Origin of the sequence: Shewanella sp. ALD9, from assembly GCF_002836315.1 — a bacterium.
Taxonomy (GTDB): domain Bacteria; phylum Pseudomonadota; class Gammaproteobacteria; order Enterobacterales; family Shewanellaceae; genus Shewanella.
This window is the reverse complement of the sequence record NZ_PJCD01000038.1, coordinates 184,421-207,230: the sequence shown is the minus strand read 5'-3', so window position 1 is coordinate 207,230 and position 22,810 is coordinate 184,421. Positions and strand designations below refer to the sequence as shown.

Here is a 22,810-nt window from a genome sequence, read left to right as displayed (position 1 = left end):
CCATTACTGGTTGTACCAACCCTTATAAATATGTGACCAACTCAAACTGAGTGACACAATTTCCAATACAACGTAAAAATAAAATATGTGCTGCGACACGGTAACGCCATTAACACGATTTACGGATTACGGGGTTACTCAACGCGCTACAACATACAGGTCTTTTAAGGCCACGAATGTCTAAAGCTCTATCTTGTACAAGACTGACAATTAACACCCTAGCCACACTCAAAATGGATTGCGGCTAGGACTATATCAATTGGCCAATCATATTAGCTAACTATAATTAGCGCTTAACATTAACCAATCAGACTTAAACCGCCCATGTATGGACGTAATACTTCAGGTACTGTAATGGTGCCATCTTGATTTTGATAGTTCTCAAGTACTGCTACTAACGTTCGGCCAACCGCTAAACCTGAACCATTTAAGGTGTGCAATAAAGCAGGTTTGTTATCGACTTTGCTACGGTATCTAGCTTGCATTCTTCGCGCTTGGAAATCTTTCATGTTTGAACAAGATGAAATTTCTCGGTAAGTATTTTGCGCTGGTAACCACACTTCGATATCAAAAGTTTTACTTGATCCAAAGCCCATATCACCAGTACATAACACCATAGTGCGGTACGGTAAGTTTAATAACTGTAATACTTTTTCAGCATTGGCAGTAATTTCTTCTAGTGCTTGCATTGAATTATCTGGGTGAGCAATTTGCACTAACTCAACTTTGTCAAATTGATGCTGACGGATCAAACCACGAGTATCACGACCATAAGAGCCCGCTTCACTGCGGAAACATGACGTTAACGCCGTCATTTTCATTGGCAGTTCACTTTCGTCCACGATCATATCGCGCACATAGTTAGTTAATGGCACTTCTGCAGTTGGAATAAGTGATAAACCTTGGCCTTCTTCTGTGGCCGGTTTAGTGTGGAATAAATCTTCACCAAACTTAGGTAATTGGCCTGTGCCTAATAAGCTGTCTTCGTTAACCAATAACGGGACGTATGTTTCTGTATAGCCGTGTTCAGTGGTGTGTAGGTCTAACATAAACTGACCTAAGGCACGATTTAAACGGGCAATTTGACCACGCATGATAATAAAACGTGAACCGGTAATTTTAACCGCGCTTTTAAAGTCTAAACCGCCTAGTGCTTCGCCTAAATCTAAGTGATCTTTCACTTCAAAGTCGAATACCTTTGGGGTGCCCCAACGACGCACTTCAACATTGTCGTTTTCATCAGCGCCTACCGGAGCCGATTCGTCTGGCAAATTTGGCATGCTCATGGCGATGCTATTGATTTGTTGCAACAACTCAGCAAGCTCAGCTTTCTTTGCATCTAGCTGCGCACCTAAATCACCCACTTGCGCCATAATGGAACTGGTATCTTCACCGCGCGCTTTAGCTTGACCAATCGACTTAGAGATCGCGTTACGCGATGCTTGCAAGTCTTCTGTAGCAACTTGTAGCGATTTACGCTTTTCTTCAAGTTTGGTCAAATTATCGACATCAAGAATAAAGCCACGAGTGGCTAAACGCTCGGCAGTGATTTCCAGTTCATTACGCAAAAATTTTGGATCTAGCATGTTGTGAGTTCTTTTTAGTTAAACACGTGAAAATATAAGCTGTTGACCTAAATACACCATAAAGAGGCATAAGGTGACATTCAACAACACATTTAAAATAGCTTTCTGCCATAAGCCTTCTTGCAATAGCAGTAAGGTTTCATTCGAAAAAGTCGAAAACGTCGTTAATGCACCTAATAGACCAATGCCAATAAGCGCTTTAATTTCAGGGCTAATATGACTCAATTGCCCTAGCGCATAAACTACGCCCATTAAAAACGATCCCAATAGATTGACTAACAGTGTACCAAAAGGAAAACTGCTTCCAAATACCTGGATCATAAAAATTGACAGAAGATAGCGTAAAACTGCACCAATCGACCCACCTAATGCCACCAAGAACACATTAGTCATAGCGTTTGTCCTCGCTTTGTTGATCAAGTTGGTTTAATTGGGCCAATTTATCTTGAATGCGCTTTTCAAAACCTCTGTTAGTGGGTTGATAAAATTGACTGTGTTGCAGTGATTCTGGAAAGTAATTTTCGCCAGCAGCATAAGCACCAGGTTCATTATGTGCATAACGATACTCCTTACCAAAGCCGATGTCTTTCATCAGTTTGGTTGGCGCATTACGTAAATGGTTGGGCACAGGTTCGTGTCCGGTTTGCTTGGCTAACTCGCGAGCAGCACCAAATGCACTATAAACGGCATTACTTTTAGGAGCACTGGATAAATATAATACTGCTTGCGCTATCGCTCGTTCACCTTCTGCAGGGCCAATGCGGTGATAACAATCCCACGCATTAAGTGCAACGGTCATGGCTACTGGGTCGGCATTACCAATGTCTTCTGAGGCAATCGCTAATAAGCGACGGGCAACATACAAAGCATCACCGCCACCTTCTAAAATACGGCAATACCAATACAAAGCGGCATCCGGCGCAGAGCCCCGCACAGACTTATGTACAGCAGAAATTAAATCGTAAAATTGATCGCCATTTTTATCGTAACCTGCAGCTTGGTGTCCGGCGACTTGCGTCAGCATCTCGGTGGTAAACGCGCCAGCATCTGCCACTAAATCGCTCATTAACTCAAGCAAATTAAGCGCTTTACGTGCGTCACCATCACTAATGTCGGCCAATTGCTTGGCTACATCTGCAGGTAATGTTAATTGGCGTTTGCCCAAACCACGTTCAACATCGGCTAATGCTTGAGTGACAATTAAGCTTATTTCGTCAGAGCTTAGGCGATTAATAAGGTAAACACGCGCACGCGACAATAAAGCGTTATTGATTTCAAATGAGGGATTTTCGGTGGTGGCACCGATGAAAATAACCGTGCCGTCTTCAATAAAAGGTAAAAATGCATCTTGCTGACTTTTATTAAAGCGATGAACTTCGTCGACAAATAATAAGGTTCGTTGACCACGACTTTGGGCAATGGCTTTAGCTTGTTCTATTGCGGCGCGAATGTCCTTTACGCCAGATGTTACCGCAGAGATACGTTCAACATGGGCGTTGGCATAATGGGCAATTAACTCAGCTAAGGTGGTTTTCCCCGTACCGGGTGGGCCCCATAACAACATAGAATGTGCTCGATTAGCCTCTAGCGCTTTACGCAGAGGTTTACCTTCACCTAATAAGTGTGCCTGACCTATGTATTCACTAATCTCCCTTGGGCGCATGCGAGCGGCCAAGGGGCGAAAATCTGGTGCAAAATCAAAACCTAAATTAGCCATCAAACAACCTAGTTTGTTTGCTTTAAACGTTGATCGTCAATATCAACGTTATCAGGTACGGCAAACTTAAAAATGTTTGTCTCGTTATCTTTTACTTTACGTTGCTGAGTTAACGCAAATTGACTGAGGTTGCCTTGCTCGTCAGTCAAGTTAAATTTAACTAACTGGCTCGCTTCAAAACACACACTCACGGCAACGACATTGCTGTTAAGTTTTTTAGGTTGAATATCAAAACAGCCTGATTTTCCGCTTACGGCACGCTTAATGACCGAATACTTAGCCCATGTGGCTTCGTCTCGATGCACTAACAAGGCCATAGGTGATGCATCAACGGCTTGAGCAACATCCATCACAGTAACTTCTTCCGCAAAAGGATTATAAATCCACAAGTTAGCGCCATCTGCCACAATTAATGATTCGTCTGGCTGAGTTAAATGCCAGTAAAATTGATTCGGATACGCAAGTGCAAACACCCCGCTTCCGGTTTGAATAGGCTTACTGTTAATGTCAGTCACTTGTTGGGTAAATGTCGCATGCAAGCTGTCTATATTAGATAGCTTAGCGCGTAATTCGGTTGCGTCATCGGCCGTTGCGGCAACGCTGCTTAAACTTGTGGCTAATAATAGGCTTAACACTGTAATACGTTTATTCATCATTAATTCCTCGGTGGTGGCGGAGCCAACACTTCACGATTACCATTGTGGCCTTGGGCTGTCACAATACCTTGGCTTTCCATCATTTCAATAATGCGGGCGGCGCGATTGTAACCAATTTTAAATTTACGTTGTACGCTAGAAATGGAGCCGCGGCGAGTTTCGGTAACAAATGCTACCGCGTCATCATATAACGCATCCAACTCTTCTTCGCTATCGGAGGTTTCACCGGGTAACAGTACTTGTTCACCATCTGTAGCACCATTAAGAATTTCTTCAATATATTGTGGCTTACCACGAGCACACCAATCGGCTACGACTTTATGCACTTCATGATCATCAATAAACGCCCCATGAACACGATTTGGCAAACCCGTTCCTGGAGGTAAATACAGCATATCACCCATGCCTAATAGGGTTTCTGCGCCCTGTTGATCAAGAATGGTACGAGAGTCAATTCGTGACGACACTTGGAACGCAATACGGGTTGGAATGTTAGCTTTAATCAAGCCAGTGATCACATCAACCGATGGACGCTGTGTCGCTAATATTAAGTGAATACCTGCCGCACGCGCTTTTTGCGCGATACGGGCAATGAGTTCTTCTACTTTCTTACCGACAATCATGATCATGTCAGCAAATTCATCGACGACCACCACAATAGAAGGCAGTTTTTCTAATGGTGGCGCATCGTCTAGCATGCTTTCAGAAGACTTCCATAATGGATCGGGAATGTACTCCCCTTTGGCGGCTGCTTCTTTAATTTTAAAGTTGTAGCCTTTAAGGTTACGCACACCTAATGCCGACATTAATTTATATCGGCGTTCCATTTCACCTACACACCATCGCAGTGCATTGGCTGCTTCTTTCATGTCGGTAACCACTTCACACAATAAATGTGGAATACCTTCATACACCGACAATTCGAGCATCTTAGGGTCAATCATAATAAAGCGGACATCATCTGGGCCCGATTTATACAACAAACTGGTGATCATCGCATTCACACCGACCGATTTACCAGAACCCGTTGTACCAGCAACTAATAAATGCGGCATTTTGCCTAAATCAACGACCACAGGCTCACCGGCAATGTCTTGTCCTAACACCATAGACAATGTCGATTTGCTGTCTTTAAACGCGGCAGAATCGAGTACATCGCGCATAAACACGGTTTCACGGAACTTGTTCGGTAATTCTAAGCCTACATAAGCTTTACCAGGAATGACTTCAACTACACGCACGTTTTCAGATAATAATGAACGGGCTAAATCTTTCGATAAATTGGTGATTTTAGACGCTTTAACGCCTGGAGCTAATTCAAGTTCAAAACGAGTAATCACAGGTCCAGGATACACCCCTACTACATTGGCGATAATGTTAAAGTCGGCCAGTTTTGTTTCAACCAATCGAGCAACTTGCTGTAATTCAGCTTCACTAATGGGGTTTTTCTTACGATCTGGAACATCAAGTAAGGTAATGCTCGGTAGCGGATCCATTTTTTGACGCGCTTGTTGAGGGGTTTGGCCATCAATTACCACAACGCCATCCACAATTCGGACATCTTTTTTCGGCTTTTGCTGAGCGACTAATGCCCCTGTTGAATGAGGCTTATTAAATGCTTCCTCAAAAGGTTCATCTGCGATATCTAGATTATTAATTGTAGGGCTATCATTAACGCCATCATCATTGTCGTCATCAATATCAAAATCGACATCATCTTTAGTCGCGACCCAAGGTGCAAAAGATGTGTCGTCATTATCGAGTTGCATCGACGGTTCTTGGCGATCATCTATATCAAATTCATCGTCATCATTGTCTAATACGTTAATATCTTCAGCAGGTTTAGCCTTGCGGCTAAAGAAACTGCGTTTTTTCTCAACAATTGGTGGCGTCTCTATTGCTGGCTTAATATGAATTGGCACTTTGACTGCCGATTTGCTTGGCTTATCCAGTGAGGGCTCATTTTGTAGATCAATTTCATTACGGCGTTGGGTAAACTTATCCACTAATGACATAAAACCTTTGGTATCTTCGGTCTCACGTTCACGTTTAAATAATCGTGGCAATGTCCATATTTTCTTAGCTAACCAGATAGAACCTAAACCCGTTAACTCAATAATGGTTAACCAACTCACGCCTGTCGCTAAGGTGAAGCCTGCACCAATAAAACACATTAATAGTAATGTGGTGCCGAGCTTATTAAAATACGGCAACATGGCTTGACCAATAACGTCACCTGCAACACCACCGGCTGAAAACACAAACATATTGTCGGCATTCATACTGACCAGCGCAGCTAACGCCAGCAACATCAGAATAAAACCAATAATTCTTAGGCCAACAGAAAAATAATCTATTTCGAACACTCGATGCGCGCGATTAAAAATAAACCAACCGGTTGTGGCTATAATCATGGGAATTAAAAAAGCGATGAACCCGAAGAAATAAAACAACACATCTGCTGTCCAAGCACCTACAGCACCAGTCCAGTTGTGTATCTCACCTTGGAAATGCGACTGACTCCAGCCAGGGTCACTTGGATTGAAACTGGATAATGCCAATAGAATATAGGTTGCAACCATGCAACATAATATAAGACCACCTTCAAGTAGCCTTTGTAGGCCACTGAGTGTTTTAAGACTATTTTCCTGAGTCAAACGAAAGCATCCATAAAAAAGTGAAAAATAAGGGTTAAGATAACAGAATATCACTGTATTTGCAGTGATTATGCACCTTGAATTAATCAAGCTCAATCGATTGTTATGTCGAATTAATCAAGAAACATAAAAGCATTGATGATGGTAGTCAAGATGATGATTTTATATACAAAAAATGTTTAGTTAGCGAAAAAGATGAACATAGGCAACAACAGTCATCTATAATTCATCATTCCGGCTCTAAAAACGGGATAGGCGATTAAGTTAGTGAGATTACCCTAGGTTGTATAACGCAACCTTATTGGTTTGTTTAACCTCCTCCATCACTACATAAGTACGAGTGTCTGAAATGGATGGCAGTTTCAGTAAGGTTTCACCTAATAATCGCCGATATGCAGACATATCTGACACCCTAGTCTTTAATAAGTAGTCAAAATCACCAGAGACCAAATGGCATTCTTGGATGTCATCAAGCAATTGTACAGCACGGTTAAAGCGGTCAAAAATGTCTGGAGTGTCACGATTTAGAGTGATCTCAACAAAGACTAATAAAGAAGCACCGAGAAAATGTGGATTAACCAACGCAGTATAACCGCTAATAAAACCTTGTTTCTCAAGCCTTTTTACTCTTTCTAAACACGGTGTAGGGCTTAAGCCGACTCGTTTAGATAGTTCAACATTTGATATGCGACCATCCTGTTGAAGTTCATTTAAGATATTACGATCAATGCGGTCTAAATCTTTCACTGAAAAGCTTTTGCTATTTGCCATATATTCAACCTTGTTTTGTCCTTAAAACAACACTTCTGCCTATTAATTATCGAAATTCAGCAACATAATCTGCTAAAGCAGCACTATACTAGAGTCACCTGAAATAAGCACGTTCAGGTCACAATTAATAACAACTATACCCACTTGAAGTGGGGTTTTTTATGTCAATCGAGGCTCAAATAATGATTATTGGTGTTCCAACAGAAATCAAAAACCACGAATACCGTGTAGGCATGGTCCCTTCAAGCGTACGTGAATTAACCATAAAAGGTCACGTTGTTTATGTTCAATCAGATGCGGGTGTGGGTATTGGTTTTACCGATCAAGACTATATGGATGCGGGCGCCTCGATTTTAGCTACAGCAGCTGAAGTGTTTGCTAAGTCAGACATGATTGTAAAAGTTAAAGAGCCACAAGCAGTAGAACGTGCAATGTTACGTCACGACCAGATTTTATTCACTTATTTGCACCTTGCACCAGATTTGCCGCAAACTGAAGAATTAATCACCAGTGGCGCTGTTTGTATTGCTTACGAAACCGTAACAGATGACCGCGGCGGATTACCATTACTTGCACCAATGTCAGAAGTGGCTGGCCGCATGTCAATCCAAGCAGGAGCTCGCGCACTTGAAAAATCATTAGGCGGCCGTGGTATGTTGCTTGGTGGTGTTCCAGGTGTTGAGCCAGCTAAAGTGGTCATCATTGGTGGCGGTATGGTTGGTACAAACGCAGCGCAAATGGCTGTTGGTATGGGTGCTGATGTTGTTGTTTTAGATCGCAGCATCGATGCATTACGTCGTCTAAACGTTCAGTTTGGTTCAGCGGTTAAAGCTATTTACTCAACAGCTGATGCTATTGAGCGTCACGTATTAGAAGCTGATCTTGTTATTGGCGGTGTATTAGTTCCAGGTGCTGCAGCGCCAAAATTAATCACTCGTGACATGGTTAAGCGCATGAAACCAGGCAGTGCAATTGTTGACGTTGCTATTGACCAAGGTGGTTGTGTTGAAACATCGCACGCTACCACTCACCAAGACCCAACTTACATTGTTGATGACGTAGTACATTACTGTGTGGCTAACATGCCTGGTGCAGTTGCCCGTACGTCTACGTTTGCATTAAACAATGCAACACTACCTTACATCATCAAGCTAGCTAATCAAGGTTACAAACAAGCATTATTAAATGACAAACATTTATTAAATGGCTTAAACGTAATGCACGGTAAAGTCGTCTGTAAAGAAGTGGCAGAAGCGTTGAACCTTGAGTTCACTGAACCAAAAAGCATGCTTGCTTAAATGAGTAAGTCATTGAATTAACTTTATTCAATAAAAATGCCGCATTAATAAATGCGGCATTTTTTATGTTTATTAAGCGAGAATATCAAACACTTATATTAAACACTGATATCAAACACTGATATCAAACACTGATATCAAAAGATACGAGATTGTTTCGCCAATAATGCAAAGAAGTCAGCTTTTGGCATAGGTTTATAAAAATAATACCCTTGCACCGCTTCAATATTCTGTTTTTTGATAAAATCTAATTCAACTTCAGTTTCAACACCTTCAGCGACAATTGACAGATCTAATGCTCGGCTCATACTGACAATAGCTTCAATCAACGCTTCATGTCGCGCACCCAATGAAATTTTCTGGATAAAGGATTTATCAATTTTAACTTGGTCCACAGGGAAGTTAGCCAAATAAGATAACGATGAATAACCGGTACCAAAATCATCCACTGAAATTTGCATACCACGGTGCCGAAGTTCTGTTAATAATTGGCTAATCGATGATTGTTGTTTCATCATTAGTGATTCGGTGATTTCTAAAGTGATCAATTGATACGGGATCTCACTACCACCTAACGTCTGTGAAATATTATCAAAGTACGTTAAAAAACGTTCTTGCAACTCAGTTGTCCAAAATTCAATTGTCGACACATTAATTGAAAAAGGAATGGCATGACCAATTTTTTGCAATGCTAAAATACTGGTTAGAGCTTCTGTTCTCACCCACTCTCCGATTTGAACAATTAAACCTGATTCTTCTGCAATAGGAATAAACTCATCTGGCGAAATAAATTGACCGTTATGTATCCAGCGCAACAACACTTCAGCTTTAATGATTTGGCCACTACACGGATTCACAATGGGTTGGTAGTACAATTCAAATTCATTCTGGCTCAATGCTGATTTAAGGTGTAAGTACAATTCAGCATGTCTTTCTGCATCTTTTTGGATCTGCTGATTAAAAAACTGCAGACAATTACGACCTCGAGATTTTGCGTTGTACATAGCTTGCGTGGCGCAATTTAATATTTGTTCCACATTATCAGCATCGTGTGGATAACGAGCAAGGCCAGTACTCATGGATAACATGACATCTTGACCGCCAACAATAAAAAGCTTTTTCAACTCATCCGTTAGATCATCAAAAAGACTAATTAATGACTCGGTACACATTTTACCCGGTAAAACTAATGCAAATTCATCGGCCGCAATACGCGCAATAAGGACATTATCAGGAATGGCACTCAGTAAGCGCTGTGCGACAAATTTCAATACAAGATCACCGTTATCATGTCCGAGGGTATCGTTAATTTGTTTAAAATGGTCGATGTCCATCAGCATCAAGCTAAAGTCTTGCTTGCAACCGTTTACGCTGTCTTCTGAATCGATCATAGCTTGTAGACTTTCAAACAAGTATTTACGGTTCGACAATCCGGTAAGTTGATCGTAGTTGGATTGAAAGTTAATCATTTTTTCAGCGTTTTTACGGGCGGAAATATCGGTAATTAACCATGCAAAACAATTCTGTTGCGTAAAACTATCCCGAATAACGGTCACATTAAGCGAGATATCAATAATATCATTGTCGGTTTTAAGACCTTTTAATTCCCCTTGCCAAGGGTGTCCGCGCTTTAAATGCTCAAATAAATCTGCTACTACATCTTGTTGGGAGTGACTCAAAAAACGATGAACATCAAATAATTTAAGATTGGCGTAATAGGTAGACGTTAAGGATTTAAAAATTGGATTGGCTGATAACACCGAGTTATCTTCACTGGTGATAACTAACGCAATAGGCAAGCTGTTAAAAATCTTGCTACTTAACCGTTGAATATGCATTCCGCGGCTTCGTTCAATGGCTAAACTGGCCAAACGTGCCGCTTCTTGTATTAGGTGCAAATCTTGCTTGGACGGCGATTTAATCGTGTCATAGTACATGGCAAAAGTGCCCAGTACTTTTTGATTACTGTCTTTTATCGGTTCAGACCAACACGATTTTAGTCCGGCTTTTAAAGGTAATGCTTTAAAGTCTTTCCAATTAGGATGATGTTCAATGTCTTCAACAATGACTCTTTCACAAGTATATGCGGCGGCGCCACAAGAGCCCACATCAACGCCAATCTCGATGCCGTTAATCGCATTGTTATATTCTTCAGGAAGATTAGGAGCCGCACCCGAGAATAACCGTTTACCGTCATCACTCAATAAAAGCACTGATGCACGAGTACCAATTTTTTGTGCTTCTATCAATAATACTAAGGCATGAAGCATTTCGCCTAAGGGTAGGCCCTGCAATACCATATCGAGTATTGTACTGTATCGCTCGATACTCGATTCACGAAAATCATGTTGGTCTGTTTTTTCTATGAATTTATTGATATGCGGTCCTATATCCATAACGCTCCATTATTACGGCGAATGCTTAAAAATAGATATTTTTAATATGAATAAGATTATGCATTTGTGAGAACTTAATCAATGTCTTAACGTAAATTAATTCAAAACACTCAGTTTAACGAGCAAAAATTATCCATAAATAAAAACAGTGCAAATAAATGCACTGTTTTTATTTTACTCACCATCAATTTAATGAATATAAAAATGGGTATTAATTGAATAATTATTCGCCAATGCGTTCCATCTTTGCAAGATAGAAACCATCGAAGCCGCGTTCCGAAACCAGAATGTTCTCATCTTCAATAAGCTTGAATTGTGGATTGTCTGCAAGAAATGCATCAATTTGATCTCGATTTTCTTCTGGCATGATTGAACAAGTCGCATAGATTAATATTCCGCCGACTTTAACCATACGGCTGTAGCTTTGCAAAATATGCTTCTGCAATTCAACCAACACAGGCAAACGCTCAGGAGTATCACGCCACTTTGAATCTGGATTGCGTTTTAGCACGCCAAGTCCAGAACAAGGAACATCTAATAGCACACGGTCAGCGGTTAATTTTAAGCGTTTAATGGTTTTTGAACTGGCAATAATCCGCGTTTCAACGTTATGGGCACCTGCACGTTTAGCGCGAGTTTTAAGATTATCCAGTTTCCATTGCTCTACATCCATCGCAAGCAAACGTCCCTTACCTTGCATTTGTGCCGCAATGTGCAAGGTTTTACCGCCCGCACCTGCACAAGCATCAACAACACGCATACCTGGTTTTGCATCCACAGCATTAGCAACTAATTGTGAACCCGCGTCTTGCTGTTCAAACCAACCGTCTTTAAATGCATCGGTGCGAAATAATGCTGAGTCTGATGTGACCTCAATAGCAGAAGCCACATCGCTTACTTCTATTGCCGTTACGCCTTCTTTTTTAAGTCTTTCAATAAGGGCGTCGCGATTACATTTCAGTTCATTAACGCGTAAATAGCGTTTTGGTTGCTCAGCCAGTGCCGCACGTTCAGCAGGCCACTTGTCACCCAATTGTGCTTGACCAAGCTCATTTAGCCACTCAGGACAACCATCCCATAATACAGGATCAGTTTTGGCTTGTTCTAGATTCGCCTCAAATGCTGCTTGCTCTAGTTGCAATGAATACTGCATTTTAGGTAAATCTAAGCCATGAAATACATGCCAGCCGTTAAGTAATTTTGACCCTAAACGATCAAATTCTTCTGGTTTAATATCAACCAGAAAACAATATAAGTTTAAACGACGTAAAATATCGCCGGTGACTTGCGTGATCCGCGCTTGCTCTGATGGGTTAAGCGTTAAACCAGAAAAATGCTCTGAATAAGCTCTATCTAATGGTTTTCCTCGGGTTAACACCATGGTTAGCACATTTAAGACTAACTCTGATGAACTGCCTGACAACGGATAAGTCAACATGGGGGCTCTCTATCTAATATAACGATCAATTTAAAAACGTGCTGATCATAGGGATTAACGCTGTTGATAGCAAGGCCATATCAGCCTTTACTCCTCACTTTGGCAGCATAAAAGAGTCAATCATTCTATGTTTATAGATTTTCTGTGAATGACCTTTTTTAACATCACCCGACCTTAATACATTGAAGCTAACCCTTCCCCCTTTCACTACTGTGTGATGTTATGTTCACTAATGCAATGCATTAAAAAGCGGCCCGAAAGCCGCTGTTGATTTAGTGTAATGTATCTGTAATCAAAACCAGATTACATTTTTGAGCCTTTAGCGCCATAGAATAAAATAAACGCATAACACACCACAGGTAAAATAAACGCCACTTGTAAGCCCATACTATCGGCCATCACACCCTGTAATAACGGTACAATTGCGCCGCCAACAATGGCTAAACATAATATGCCACTGCCTTGTGAGGTGTGTGGGCCTAAATCTCGGAGTGCTAAGCTAAAAATAGTTGGGAACATAATCGAATTAAACAATCCAACTGCCAAGATAGACCACATGGCCACTGCGCCAGTACTGTTCATTGCCACTAACACCAGTGCAGCGGCAACAAAGGCATTAAAGGCTAACAAAGTACCTGCTGGAATTTTTTGCATAATAACCGAACCGACAAAACGGCCTATCATCGCCCCGCCCCAATAGTAGGTGATATATTTAGCGGCTTCTGCTTCTTGTAAACCGGCAACTTGCTCTTCGCCTAAAAAGTTAACTAAAAAACTACCAATAGACACTTCAGCACCAACATAGACAAAAATACCTACAGCACCTAACACCAAATGGATGCTTTGTAAGGCACTTGTTTTGCCATTATGCGTTATCACGCCAGTCGCTGAATCATCGCTGTGTTCAGCAATGGTAGGTAAATTGAGTTTAGAAAAAATTAACGCGAGTAAGCCTAACATCGCAGCCAAAATAAGGTATGGAAGTTTAACCACTTCTGCTTCTGATTGCGCTTGGCTTAAGCCTTCTACCGCGCCAGATGCAACAGATAATATCAATACAGCACCAAAAAAAGGAGCAACCGTCGTGCCTAATGCATTAAATGCTTGAGTTAGGTTTAAACGACTTGATGCGGTTTCAACGCTGCCTAACGCATTGACATAAGGGTTTGCCGCCACTTGTAAAATGGTGATCCCAGACGCCAATACAAACAGTGCACCAAGGAATAATCCATACGTTGCAAACGCTGCAGCAGGGTAAAATAACAAACACCCGATACAAGCAATAACAAGCCCAGTCACGATACCTTTTTGATAACCTAATTTTTTGACTAACTTACCTGCTGGTAATGAGACTAAAAAGTAGGCTCCAAAGAAACAAAATTGGATCAACATCGCTTCGGTGTAATTAAGCGAGAACACCGCTTTTAAATGTGGAATGAGAATATCATTTAAACAGGTAATAAATCCCCACATGAAAAACAGTGAAGTTAATGACACAAGTGCAAAGCGATAACTACCGCTGCCTCCGGTCACTGTTGTTTGTTGAGTACTTTGCATTGATGAAGCCATAGTGTGGTCTCTTCTTGTTAATTATTATGTCGCTGTTTTATAAATTTATAATGGCGGCCGTATAGCATTTGAAGTTTGATACATTAATTTTTATATTGTCTCTCTACTGAAAACTAATAGATCAAAAAAGCTGAAATACTGTCGTATTTCAGCTTAGTCACTCTACTTAGCAAGCAAGCCATAAAAACTGGCATAACTTGGTAATACGATAGTCGCAGGATGCTGTTTATCTTGCATGCCACTGAGTAAGCCATGTCCATCTAAGGTCGAAGATAAACGTAACGCTTTTAGGTCAAAGGTTTGTTGCATTGCTGACAAGTTAAACAGAACTAGCATCCGTTGTTGATCTTGACTGCGGATAAACGCTAATACATCAGGATGGCTATCAATAAACTGAATATCACCTTCAATCAGGATATGTTGCTGTTTACGCCACTGTAAAAAATGACGATAACTGTTCAGTATTGAATCTTGATCGGCTTCTTGTACATCTACAGCACTATTATTGTGTAACGGATCTATTGGTAGCCAAGGTGTTGCCTCACTAAAACCTGCATTAGGTGCTTCTTTTACCCAAGGCATTGGCGTGCGACATCCGTCACGGCCTTTAAACATCGGCCAAAATGCTATGCCGAAGGGGTCTTGTAATTGATTAAACTCAATCGGTGCTTCCGTTAAGCCTAATTCTTCACCCTGATAACTACACACACTGCCGCGTAATGAAAACAACATCGCATTGAGCATTTTCACCATCGTTTGGTTAACACTATCTTTACCCCAACGTGATGCAACCCGCTTCACATCATGATTGCCGATAGCCCAACATGGCCAACCATCACCAATACTGGCTTCCAGTTCTTCAACAGTTTGGCGAATATAAGCCGCGCTAAAATCATCGGTTAACAACTCAAAACTGTAGGCCATGTGTAAACGGTCATCGCCTTGAGTGTATTCAGCCATCGTGGCAAGTGAATCTTCAGATGACACTTCACCTAAGGTAACCGCGCCAGGGTAGCGATTAATTAATGCGCGTAACTCTTCAATAAAGCCAACGGTTTGTGGACGAGTATTATTGTAGTAATGGTATTGGTAAGCATACGGGTTATCTTCACTGAAGCCACGGCCTTGACGCTTATCTTTTGGTTTAGCGGGGTTATCGCGTAATTGTTCATCGTGATAACAGAATGTAATCGCATCGAGACGGAAACCATCAACGCCTTTTTTAAGCCAAAATTCAACATTATCCAGCACAGCTTGACGAACCTGCGGACAATGGAAATTCAAATCTGGCTGACTTTTAAGAAAATTATGCAAATAGTATTGCTGACGGCGTGGTTCCCATTCCCATGCACAACCGCCAAAAATAGCGAGCCAATTGTTTGGCGCACTGCCATCATCTTTAGGATCGGCCCACACGTACCAGTCTGCTTTATCGTTATCACGGCTTTGACGACTTTGCTCGAACCAATCATGCTGATCTGAGGTGTGACTGAGTACTTGGTCAATCACCACTTTTATATTTAATTGATGGGCTTTCTCAATAAGTTGATCAAAGTCGGCCATGGTGCCAAACAGTGGGTCTATTTCAAGATAATCACTAATGTCGTAACCAAAGTCTTTCATCGGTGATTTGAAAAAAGGCGAAATCCAAATAGCATCAACGTTTAAACTGGCAATATAATCAAGTTTAGCAATGATGCCCTGTAAGTCGCCAACACCGTCACCATTAGAATCCATTAAACTGCGTGGATAGATTTGATATACCACTCCACCGCGCCACCAGGTTACCTGATCCATTGCTTCCCCTTAGAATTAAGCTAACCCCAAAATTACCTGTGAGTTACCTTGATGTTGCGGCTGGGTAACAGCTCGCTGTTGTTTTTCATTACCCCGAGGATACGTGAATAAGGAAATCAGGTTCAATACACCTGCATACGTATGCAAAGAATTAATTGACCTAACGCACTTACTGGAAACAATAAAAAAACTATGAATACAATAGGTTAACTTGTATAAATAGTATCCTTAAGTTGTTTCGTAATTGTAAAATCGAGCCGCTAATTCGCCACTAATAACGTTGAATACGTATGCATAATATTGTCGGCAAAACTGTACTGGGAGTAGTATCGTCACTGTTGCGCAACAATTTGGTCATAACTTCAGCACTTATGCAGTCACTTATAAAAGTTAATTAAGCATGCTGAGGGAAAAACACAATAAAGACTGTAACCAAAATTCAAAAGGACACTAACACTCGACCTGGACTTCAAGTTGTTAAGTATCCACTAAAGGGGAAAGATGAATGTTGCTATTTAAACCGAGCCTACTTACGCTAGCGTTAGTTGCTGCAGGTGCAAGCATGAGTGCTTACGCTGCTGATGACGTTAATACTACTGATACTGCCGAAGAAAATATTGAAGTGATTCAAGTCACTGGTATTCGTCGCAGCTTACAAGAATCACAATCACTAAAAATGTCTTCATCATCCATTGTTGAAGCCATTTCTGCCGAAGACATTGGTAAATTACCTGATGTCAGTATTGCAGAGTCACTTGCTCGCCTACCCGGTATTGCAGCGCAACGCCTTGACGGTCGCGCTAACGTCATATCAATTCGAGGTTTAGGCCCAGATTTTACTACCGCGACATTAAACGGCCGTGAACAAGCCTCGGTTAACGATAACCGTGGTGTCGAGTTTGACCAATACCCTTCTGAATTATTAAATCGTGTAGTGGTATATAAAACCCCTGATGCGTCTGTCATGGCTCAAGCCATCGGCGGCACCGTTGATATGCAAACAATTAGCCCGCTGACCCATGGTGAGCAAACTATTGCCATGTCGCTTCGTGGCGAAATGAACGACTTAGGTTCACTTAACAGTGGCTCAAGTGACACCGGTTATCGTGGCAGTATTTCATACATCGACCAGTTTGCAGACGACACTATCGGTATTGCGTTAGGTTATGCCCGCATGATGTCACCAAACCAAGAAGAACGCTGGCAGGCATGGGGTTACCCAGAAAATGATGCCGGTGACAGTGTTTTAGGTGGCGCAAAACCATTTGTTCGTTCAAGCGAATTAGAACGTGACGGTGTATTAGCTGTATTTGAATACGCACCTAACGACCAATTCACTTCAGTTGTTGATGTGTATTACACCAAATTTACTGATGACCAACGTTTACGCGGTATCGAAATTCCTGCTGCTTGGGGTACTAACGGTGGTGTAACAGCAACTAAAACAGAAAATGGTTTAGTGACTGAAGGTACCATTAATGGCGCTGAAGTCGTCATCCGTAACGATGTTAACAAGCGTGATGCTGAATCACTGTCAATTGGTTGGAACAACAAGTTCACCATTAATGACAATTGGCGCGTTGAAGCAGATATCGCTTTATCAAAAGCTGAACGTACCGATATTGGTATGGAAAGTTATAGCGGTACAGGCCGTGGCACCGGTGTTGGCGCGGTTGATGACCTAGGTTTTGCATATAATGGTGAAGGTGGTTACAACTTCACTCATGATCTTAATTATGCAGATCCAAACCTAATTAAATTAGGCGACCCACTGGGTTGGGGAAGCCCGCTTGGTGCCAATACTCAAGATGGTTTTATTAACAAACCCGAAATTGATGATGAATTAACATCATTCCGCTTAAGTGCTGAATATGTGTTTGATGAAGGCGCTGTGCGCAGCGTTGAGTTTGGTGTTAACCGCACTAATCGCGATAAAAGTAAGTTAGACAAAGGTTATTACCTAACGTTAGCGGGTTATGACGGTACAGATAACTACTTAGAATCTGTGCCAGAGCAATATTTATTATCGCCAACCTCACTCGATTTTTTCGGCATGGGTGATGTGCTCAGTTACGATTCGTTAGCCTTTTACAATGCGGGCGGTTATACCGAAACTGACGTTGCAGATGTCGATTTATCACGTGCAACCAACTCTTGGTCTGTATCAGAAGAAGTGTCAACGGCCTATGTTAAAGCCAACTTAGAGTCAGAACTATTTGGTTTACCTTTGATAGGTAATATTGGCTTGCAAGCCGTCTATACAGATCAAAGTTCAGACGGCACTGCAGCTAAAGTTGAAAATAATATTGTTGAGTTACTTCCTCGTACCGCAGGCGATACATATCTTGAATGGTTACCAAGTATTAACTTAGGTTTTGAAGTTGCCGATGGCCAAATGCTACGTTTAGCCGCTGCGCGTACATTAACCCGTGCGCGTATGGATAAAATGAATGCTAACGTCAATTATAGTTACAGCCAAAATCCTAATGATGGTGTTAACTGGTCTGGTAACTCGGGTAACCCCCAACTTCGACCTTGGTTAGCGCGTCAATATGACATTAGCTATGAAAACTACTTTAGTGATCAAGGTTATTTTTCCTTAGCTGTATTCTATAAAGACCTAGAAACCTATGTTTTTAACGACGACTCTACTTTAGACTTCAGCACGTTTTTACCGCAAAACCCAGGTGACAACCCGATTGGTAGTATCAGCCAACCTCAAAACGGTAATGGCGGTTATGTTCGTGGTGTTGAAGCCTCAGTTTCTCTAGATTTCGGTACATTTGCGGATTCGCTTGATGGTTTTGGTACTATTTTAAGTGGTTCGTACAACGAAAGTGAAGTGAAAGAAACCGCTGACAGTGAACCTCAACAACTTGAAGGTCTTTCTAAAAAAACCTTCAATGCCACTGTTTACTATGAAAATGCTGGCTTCGAAGCACGTATTAGCTCACGTTACCGTAGTGACTTCTTAGGTGAAGTCACCGCAATCAGCTTGACTCGTGTCAACGTAAACGTAAAAGCTGAAACAGTTGTTGACGCCCAAATTGGTTATGACTTTACCGAAAGCGGTATCGATGCTCTTTACGGCTTATCGGTTCAGTTCCAAGTAAACAACTTAACCAATGAGCCATTTACATCGTACACAGGTGAAGATGCACGTCACGTGCGTGATTATCAAAACTACGGTCGTAACTTTATGTTAGGCGCAAACTACAAGTTCTAATGGGCTTATAGAATGTACTAAACCGACAAAAAAGCCTCTGTAACCTATTACAGGGGCTTTTTTATTTTATCGGATTCAGTAAAAATAAATCAAAAATAGTTAAAAAGGCGATAACAATGGATCAAACAATAATAAAAAACATTGTCATTGTAGGCGGTGGAACGTCGGGCTGGATGACCGCAGCGATGTTAGCCAAGTTGTTTAAAACACAACTTAACATCACCCTTATTGAGTCTGATACCATCGGCACTATAGGTGTGGGTGAAGCCACCATTCCACCACTGCAGATATTTAACAGCGTATTAGGCATTAACGAGAAAGACTTTATTAAAGCAACTCAAGCCACCTTTAAATTGGGCATCGAGTTTGAAAACTGGCACCAACAAGGCGATGCTTATATGCACGCTTTTGGTAACATTGGTCGTGACTTAGGCTTTACCTCGTTTCATCATTATTGGCTCAGCGCTCAAGCTAATTGTAGCCAACAAAATCAAAATTCATTTAACGCGAATGACTTTTGGCAATACTCGCTTAATTATCAGGCCGCTAAACATAATAAATTCCAACCTATTCAAAGTATTGCTCAAGCGCAGATGAGTGGTATCACCCATGCCTATCATTTTGATGCCAGCTTATACGCCAACTTACTTCGCCAATACAGCACACAACGTGGCGTCACTCGAATAGAAGGCACTATAACCAGCACTCAACTCACCAATGATGACTCGATAGACAGTATCACCTTACAAAATGGTCGCTGTATTAGTGGTGACTTATTTATTGATTGTTCAGGTTTTTCTGCTTTATTAATTGAAAAAGCATTAGGGGTAGAATACGAAAACTGGCAGCATTGGCTCCCCTGTGACAGCGCATATGCCGTGCCATCTGAAAGTTCTTCTCCTGTCATTCCTTACACTAAAGCAACCGCCCACGATGCTGGTTGGCAATGGCGGATTCCACTGCAACATCGCACTGGCAATGGCATTGTGTATAGCAGCCAACATATGAGCGACGAGCAAGCTAAGCAGCATTTATTAGCCAACCTAGACGGAAAACCGTTAGCCGAGCCACGTAAAATCAACTTCACCACAGGCAGGCGCGTCAAGCAATGGCATAAAAACTGTGTTGCTATTGGGTTATCGAGCGGATTTTTAGAACCCTTAGAGTCCACCAGCTTACATTTAGTCCAATCGGCTATCATTCGTTTAACCAAATTATTTCCCCGAAACGGCATTCAACCCCAGCACATTGATGAGTTTAATCGCCAATCACAAACCGAGTTTGAGCAAATTCGCGACTTTATTATTTTGCACTATCATCTTAATTCTAAACAATCTGCCGACGGTGAACACGGTTTATGGCAGCAATGTCGCGACATGGATATTCCCGCAAGCTTACAACGTAAAATAGATTTATTTACCACCACGGCAACGGTTTTTCGGCATCAAGATGAACTCTTTACCGAAGCGGCCTGGATCCAGGTCATGTTAGGGCAAGGCATTATTCCTCTAGATTATCATCCACTTACCCAAGCGGTCACCCAAGTCGATTTAACCGACTACTTAACTAATATCCGTAAGGTCATTGCCAGCACGGTGAAGCAAATGCCGACCCATGAAACCTATATCGAAAAAATTTAAGTATTTGATAAAAAGTAATAATGAGTTAACAGAATAAAAATAAATTACATAAAACAGGACTAGTAATCATGTCATCACATTACTCACACCCAACGCCCCTAGGCCAACATCGCATCAGCAAGCTCGCATCACGTTTAGTATTAGGCTGTGCGCTCAGTGTCAGCGCCATGTCGGTGAATGCCGCACTTAACGTCGAGCCCATGTCATGGTGGGCGGGTATGCAACAACCTACGTTACAACTATTGATTGCTGGCGATAACATTCGCGACACCCAAGTGAAATTAATCAAGGCTGAAGGTGTCACGCTCAGCAGCGTTGATAAAACCGACAGTAACGACCATTTATTCGTTAATTTGGACTTAAGCCAAGCTAAACCACAACAACTTACTTTGGGTCTATATCAAGACGACCAATTAGTTGATCAATTTGATTATGAGCTGCAAACCCGTCAAAAAGGTTCACGCGATCGCCAAGGCTTTAGTAATAAAGATGTGATTTACTTAATCTCTCCAGATCGTTTTGTTAACGGTAATCCCGACAATGATAACCACCCAGACATGCTTGAAAAAGCCGATAGAAGCTTTGATGGCGGCCGCCATGGTGGTGATATTATGGGAATCCGCAAAGCTCTGCCCTACTTGCATGATTTAGGTGTCACTCAATTGTGGATTAATCCACTGCTTGAAAATAACCAACAAAAATATTCTTACCACGGTTATTCCACCACAGATTTTTATAAAATAGACCCTCGTTTTGGTAGCAATCAAGAATACCAAGCCTTGGTAGAAGAAGCGCAAACCTTTGGCATTGGCATCATCCAAGATGTGGTTGTTAATCACATGGGCTCTGGTCATAAATGGATGAACAGTATGCCGAGTAACACTTGGATTAACGGCCAATCCCGTTGGGCGAACGATTCAACTGATGTCAATTACTCAAGCCATAGACGCACTACAGTACAAGATCCTTATTCAGTGAATGCAGACACGGTCGATTTTAGTGATGGATGGTTTGACGTCACTATGCCAGATCTCAATCAGCGCGATCCACACCTGGCAACATACTTAATCCAAAATAGCATTTGGTGGGTTGAATATGCGGGGCTGAGCGGTATTCGTGAAGATACTTACTCTTATGCTGATAAAGATTTTCTAACAGCATGGTCAAAAGCCATTATGGATGAATACCCGCATTTTAATATTGTTGGTGAAGAATGGAGTAGTAACCCAGTGACGGTAAGCTACTGGCAAGCTGGTAAGGTAAATGCAGATGGTTATCAATCTTTTGCACCCAGCATGATGGATTTTCCGTTATATGACACGCTCATAGCAAGCTTAACCAAAGAGGAAGATTGGGGCGCTGGATTTATCGATCTTTACCAAATGTTGGCTAACGATGTGGTGTATGCCAATCCAAGCCAGTTAGTGTTATTTGAAGGTAATCACGACACCAACCGTATTTACAGTTTAATGAAAAACGACATTGCACTGTACAAAATGGCCATGGCTTATGTACTGACCAGCAACCGAATCCCACAAATATTTTACGGCTCAGAAATAGTCATGCAAAGTCCTACAAAAGACCGTAACGACGGCGCTGTGCGCGCAGACTTCCCCGGTGGCTGGCCGCAAGACAGTGTCAATGTATTTACAGGTAAAGGGTTGAATGCACAACAAACCGAAGCACTTACCTTTGTACGTACATTATTAAATTACCGTAAAAACTCATTAGCGATTCAACAAGGTAAGTTGCAGCACTTTGTGCCAAAAGACGGTATTTATGTCCAAAGCCGTCATCAGGGCAATGAAAGCTTACTGGTCATTTATAATAAAAACAGCCAAGCCATTGAGCTTGATTTACAACGTTTTAAATCTGCTATTAATGGCAACACCACTGGCGTTGATATTATCAGCAAACAGACGTATTCATTATCTAAGCCGCTTACCTTGGCCAATAAAGGTGTCACGATTCTTAAACTGAGCCATTGATTTTTATCACGGATATGTAGACTCGAATATGTAGACGCTGGAATTTACGCTCTAAAGTTTAGATACAGATA

General features: G+C 41.6%; 14 protein-coding genes. 4 read left to right on the top strand and 10 right to left on the bottom strand.

Going from position 1 to position 22,810, the window contains the following annotated elements; translation table 11 throughout:
• Positions 1 to 299 precede the first annotated feature (299 nt).
• The 6 genes from serS to lrp all read right to left on the bottom strand — a co-directional run bounded on the left by serS (position 300) and on the right by lrp (position 7,387).
• Positions 300 to 1,586 carry a serine--tRNA ligase gene (gene serS / locus CXF88_RS15360; protein WP_101087634.1) on the bottom strand — a complete coding sequence of 429 codons (1,287 nt, stop codon included), beginning with the start codon at positions 1,584 to 1,586 and terminating at the stop codon, positions 300 to 302.
• A gap of 18 nt (positions 1,587 to 1,604) precedes the next feature.
• On the bottom strand, positions 1,605 to 1,979 hold the full coding sequence (crcB, locus tag CXF88_RS15355; protein WP_101087633.1) for a fluoride efflux transporter CrcB: 375 nt from the start codon (positions 1,977 to 1,979) through the stop codon (positions 1,605 to 1,607).
• A complete protein-coding gene (locus CXF88_RS15350; protein WP_101087632.1) occupies positions 1,972 to 3,303 on the bottom strand; it encodes a replication-associated recombination protein A in 1,332 nt (443 codons plus the stop codon). The genes crcB and CXF88_RS15350 overlap by 8 nt, the downstream gene beginning before the upstream one ends.
• An 8-nt stretch (positions 3,304 to 3,311) precedes the next feature.
• Positions 3,312 to 3,956: an outer membrane lipoprotein chaperone LolA gene (gene lolA, locus CXF88_RS15345; RefSeq protein WP_101087631.1), complete on the bottom strand. Its 645-nt coding sequence runs from the start codon at positions 3,954 to 3,956 to the stop codon at positions 3,312 to 3,314.
• A 2-nt stretch (positions 3,957 to 3,958) separates the two neighbouring features.
• Positions 3,959 to 6,616, bottom strand: coding sequence for a DNA translocase FtsK 4TM domain-containing protein (locus CXF88_RS15340; RefSeq protein ID WP_101087630.1), 2,658 nt, complete (start codon positions 6,614 to 6,616; stop codon positions 3,959 to 3,961).
• 273 nt (positions 6,617 to 6,889) lie between these two features.
• Entirely contained in the window at positions 6,890 to 7,387 is a 498-nt protein-coding gene (gene lrp / locus CXF88_RS15335; protein WP_101087629.1) for a leucine-responsive transcriptional regulator Lrp, read from the bottom strand.
• A 182-nt stretch (positions 7,388 to 7,569) separates the two neighbouring features.
• Here lrp and ald point away from each other — a divergent pair, with 182 nt between their 5' ends.
• Positions 7,570 to 8,685 (top strand): alanine dehydrogenase, encoded by a 1,116-nt coding sequence (ald, locus tag CXF88_RS15330; RefSeq protein WP_101087653.1) that lies wholly within the window; start codon positions 7,570 to 7,572, stop codon positions 8,683 to 8,685.
• Positions 8,686 to 8,822: 137 nt separating this feature from the next.
• On the opposite strand, the gene CXF88_RS15325 is transcribed toward ald, so the two are convergent.
• From CXF88_RS15325 to CXF88_RS15310, 4 genes are all read right to left on the bottom strand, one after another.
• A complete protein-coding gene (locus tag CXF88_RS15325) occupies positions 8,823 to 11,081 on the bottom strand; it encodes a GGDEF domain-containing protein (RefSeq protein WP_101087628.1) in 2,259 nt (752 codons plus the stop codon).
• A gap of 223 nt (positions 11,082 to 11,304) precedes the next feature.
• Positions 11,305 to 12,519 (bottom strand): RsmB/NOP family class I SAM-dependent RNA methyltransferase, encoded by a 1,215-nt coding sequence (locus CXF88_RS15320; RefSeq protein WP_101087627.1) that lies wholly within the window; start codon positions 12,517 to 12,519, stop codon positions 11,305 to 11,307.
• Positions 12,520 to 12,822: 303 nt separating this feature from the next.
• Positions 12,823 to 14,088: a sugar MFS transporter gene (locus tag CXF88_RS15315; protein ID WP_101087626.1), complete on the bottom strand. Its 1,266-nt coding sequence runs from the start codon at positions 14,086 to 14,088 to the stop codon at positions 12,823 to 12,825.
• 162 nt (positions 14,089 to 14,250) lie between these two features.
• Positions 14,251 to 15,885 carry an alpha-glucosidase family protein gene (locus CXF88_RS15310; RefSeq protein WP_101087625.1) on the bottom strand — a complete coding sequence of 545 codons (1,635 nt, stop codon included), beginning with the start codon at positions 15,883 to 15,885 and terminating at the stop codon, positions 14,251 to 14,253.
• 505 nt (positions 15,886 to 16,390) lie between these two features.
• On the opposite strand from CXF88_RS15310, the gene CXF88_RS15305 reads away from it, so the two are divergent.
• The 3 genes from CXF88_RS15305 (at position 16,391) to CXF88_RS15295 (ending at position 22,739) form a co-directional block, all read left to right on the top strand.
• Positions 16,391 to 19,111 carry a TonB-dependent receptor gene (locus CXF88_RS15305; protein ID WP_101087624.1) on the top strand — a complete coding sequence of 907 codons (2,721 nt, stop codon included), beginning with the start codon at positions 16,391 to 16,393 and terminating at the stop codon, positions 19,109 to 19,111.
• Between the two features lie 116 nt (positions 19,112 to 19,227).
• Positions 19,228 to 20,751, top strand: a complete 1,524-nt coding sequence (locus CXF88_RS15300) for a tryptophan halogenase family protein (protein WP_101087623.1) — start codon at positions 19,228 to 19,230, stop codon at positions 20,749 to 20,751.
• 68 nt (positions 20,752 to 20,819) lie between these two features.
• Positions 20,820 to 22,739, top strand: coding sequence for a glycoside hydrolase family 13 protein (locus CXF88_RS15295; protein ID WP_101087622.1), 1,920 nt, complete (start codon positions 20,820 to 20,822; stop codon positions 22,737 to 22,739).
• The last annotated feature ends 71 nt before the right edge of the window (positions 22,740 to 22,810 follow it).

What these genes read in the sequence shown, in the direction of transcription:
- CXF88_RS15310 (WP_101087625.1), bottom strand. Translation starts at nt 15,885, where the DNA reads ATGGATCAGGTAACCTGGTGGCGCGGTGGAGTGGTATATCAAATCTAT.
- CXF88_RS15325 (WP_101087628.1), bottom strand. Translation starts at nt 11,081, where the DNA reads ATGGATATAGGACCGCATATCAATAAATTCATAGAAAAAACAGACCAA.
- ald (WP_101087653.1), top strand. Translation starts at nt 7,570, where the DNA reads ATGATTATTGGTGTTCCAACAGAAATCAAAAACCACGAATACCGTGTA.
- lolA (WP_101087631.1), bottom strand. Translation starts at nt 3,956, where the DNA reads ATGAATAAACGTATTACAGTGTTAAGCCTATTATTAGCCACAAGTTTA.
- serS (WP_101087634.1), bottom strand. Translation starts at nt 1,586, where the DNA reads ATGCTAGATCCAAAATTTTTGCGTAATGAACTGGAAATCACTGCCGAG.
- CXF88_RS15320 (WP_101087627.1), bottom strand. Translation starts at nt 12,519, where the DNA reads ATGTTGACTTATCCGTTGTCAGGCAGTTCATCAGAGTTAGTCTTAAAT.
- CXF88_RS15305 (WP_101087624.1), top strand. Translation starts at nt 16,391, where the DNA reads ATGTTGCTATTTAAACCGAGCCTACTTACGCTAGCGTTAGTTGCTGCA.
- CXF88_RS15295 (WP_101087622.1), top strand. Translation starts at nt 20,820, where the DNA reads ATGTCATCACATTACTCACACCCAACGCCCCTAGGCCAACATCGCATC.
- CXF88_RS15350 (WP_101087632.1), bottom strand. Translation starts at nt 3,303, where the DNA reads ATGGCTAATTTAGGTTTTGATTTTGCACCAGATTTTCGCCCCTTGGCC.
- lrp (WP_101087629.1), bottom strand. Translation starts at nt 7,387, where the DNA reads ATGGCAAATAGCAAAAGCTTTTCAGTGAAAGATTTAGACCGCATTGAT.
- CXF88_RS15300 (WP_101087623.1), top strand. Translation starts at nt 19,228, where the DNA reads ATGGATCAAACAATAATAAAAAACATTGTCATTGTAGGCGGTGGAACG.
- crcB (WP_101087633.1), bottom strand. Translation starts at nt 1,979, where the DNA reads ATGACTAATGTGTTCTTGGTGGCATTAGGTGGGTCGATTGGTGCAGTT.
- CXF88_RS15315 (WP_101087626.1), bottom strand. Translation starts at nt 14,088, where the DNA reads ATGGCTTCATCAATGCAAAGTACTCAACAAACAACAGTGACCGGAGGC.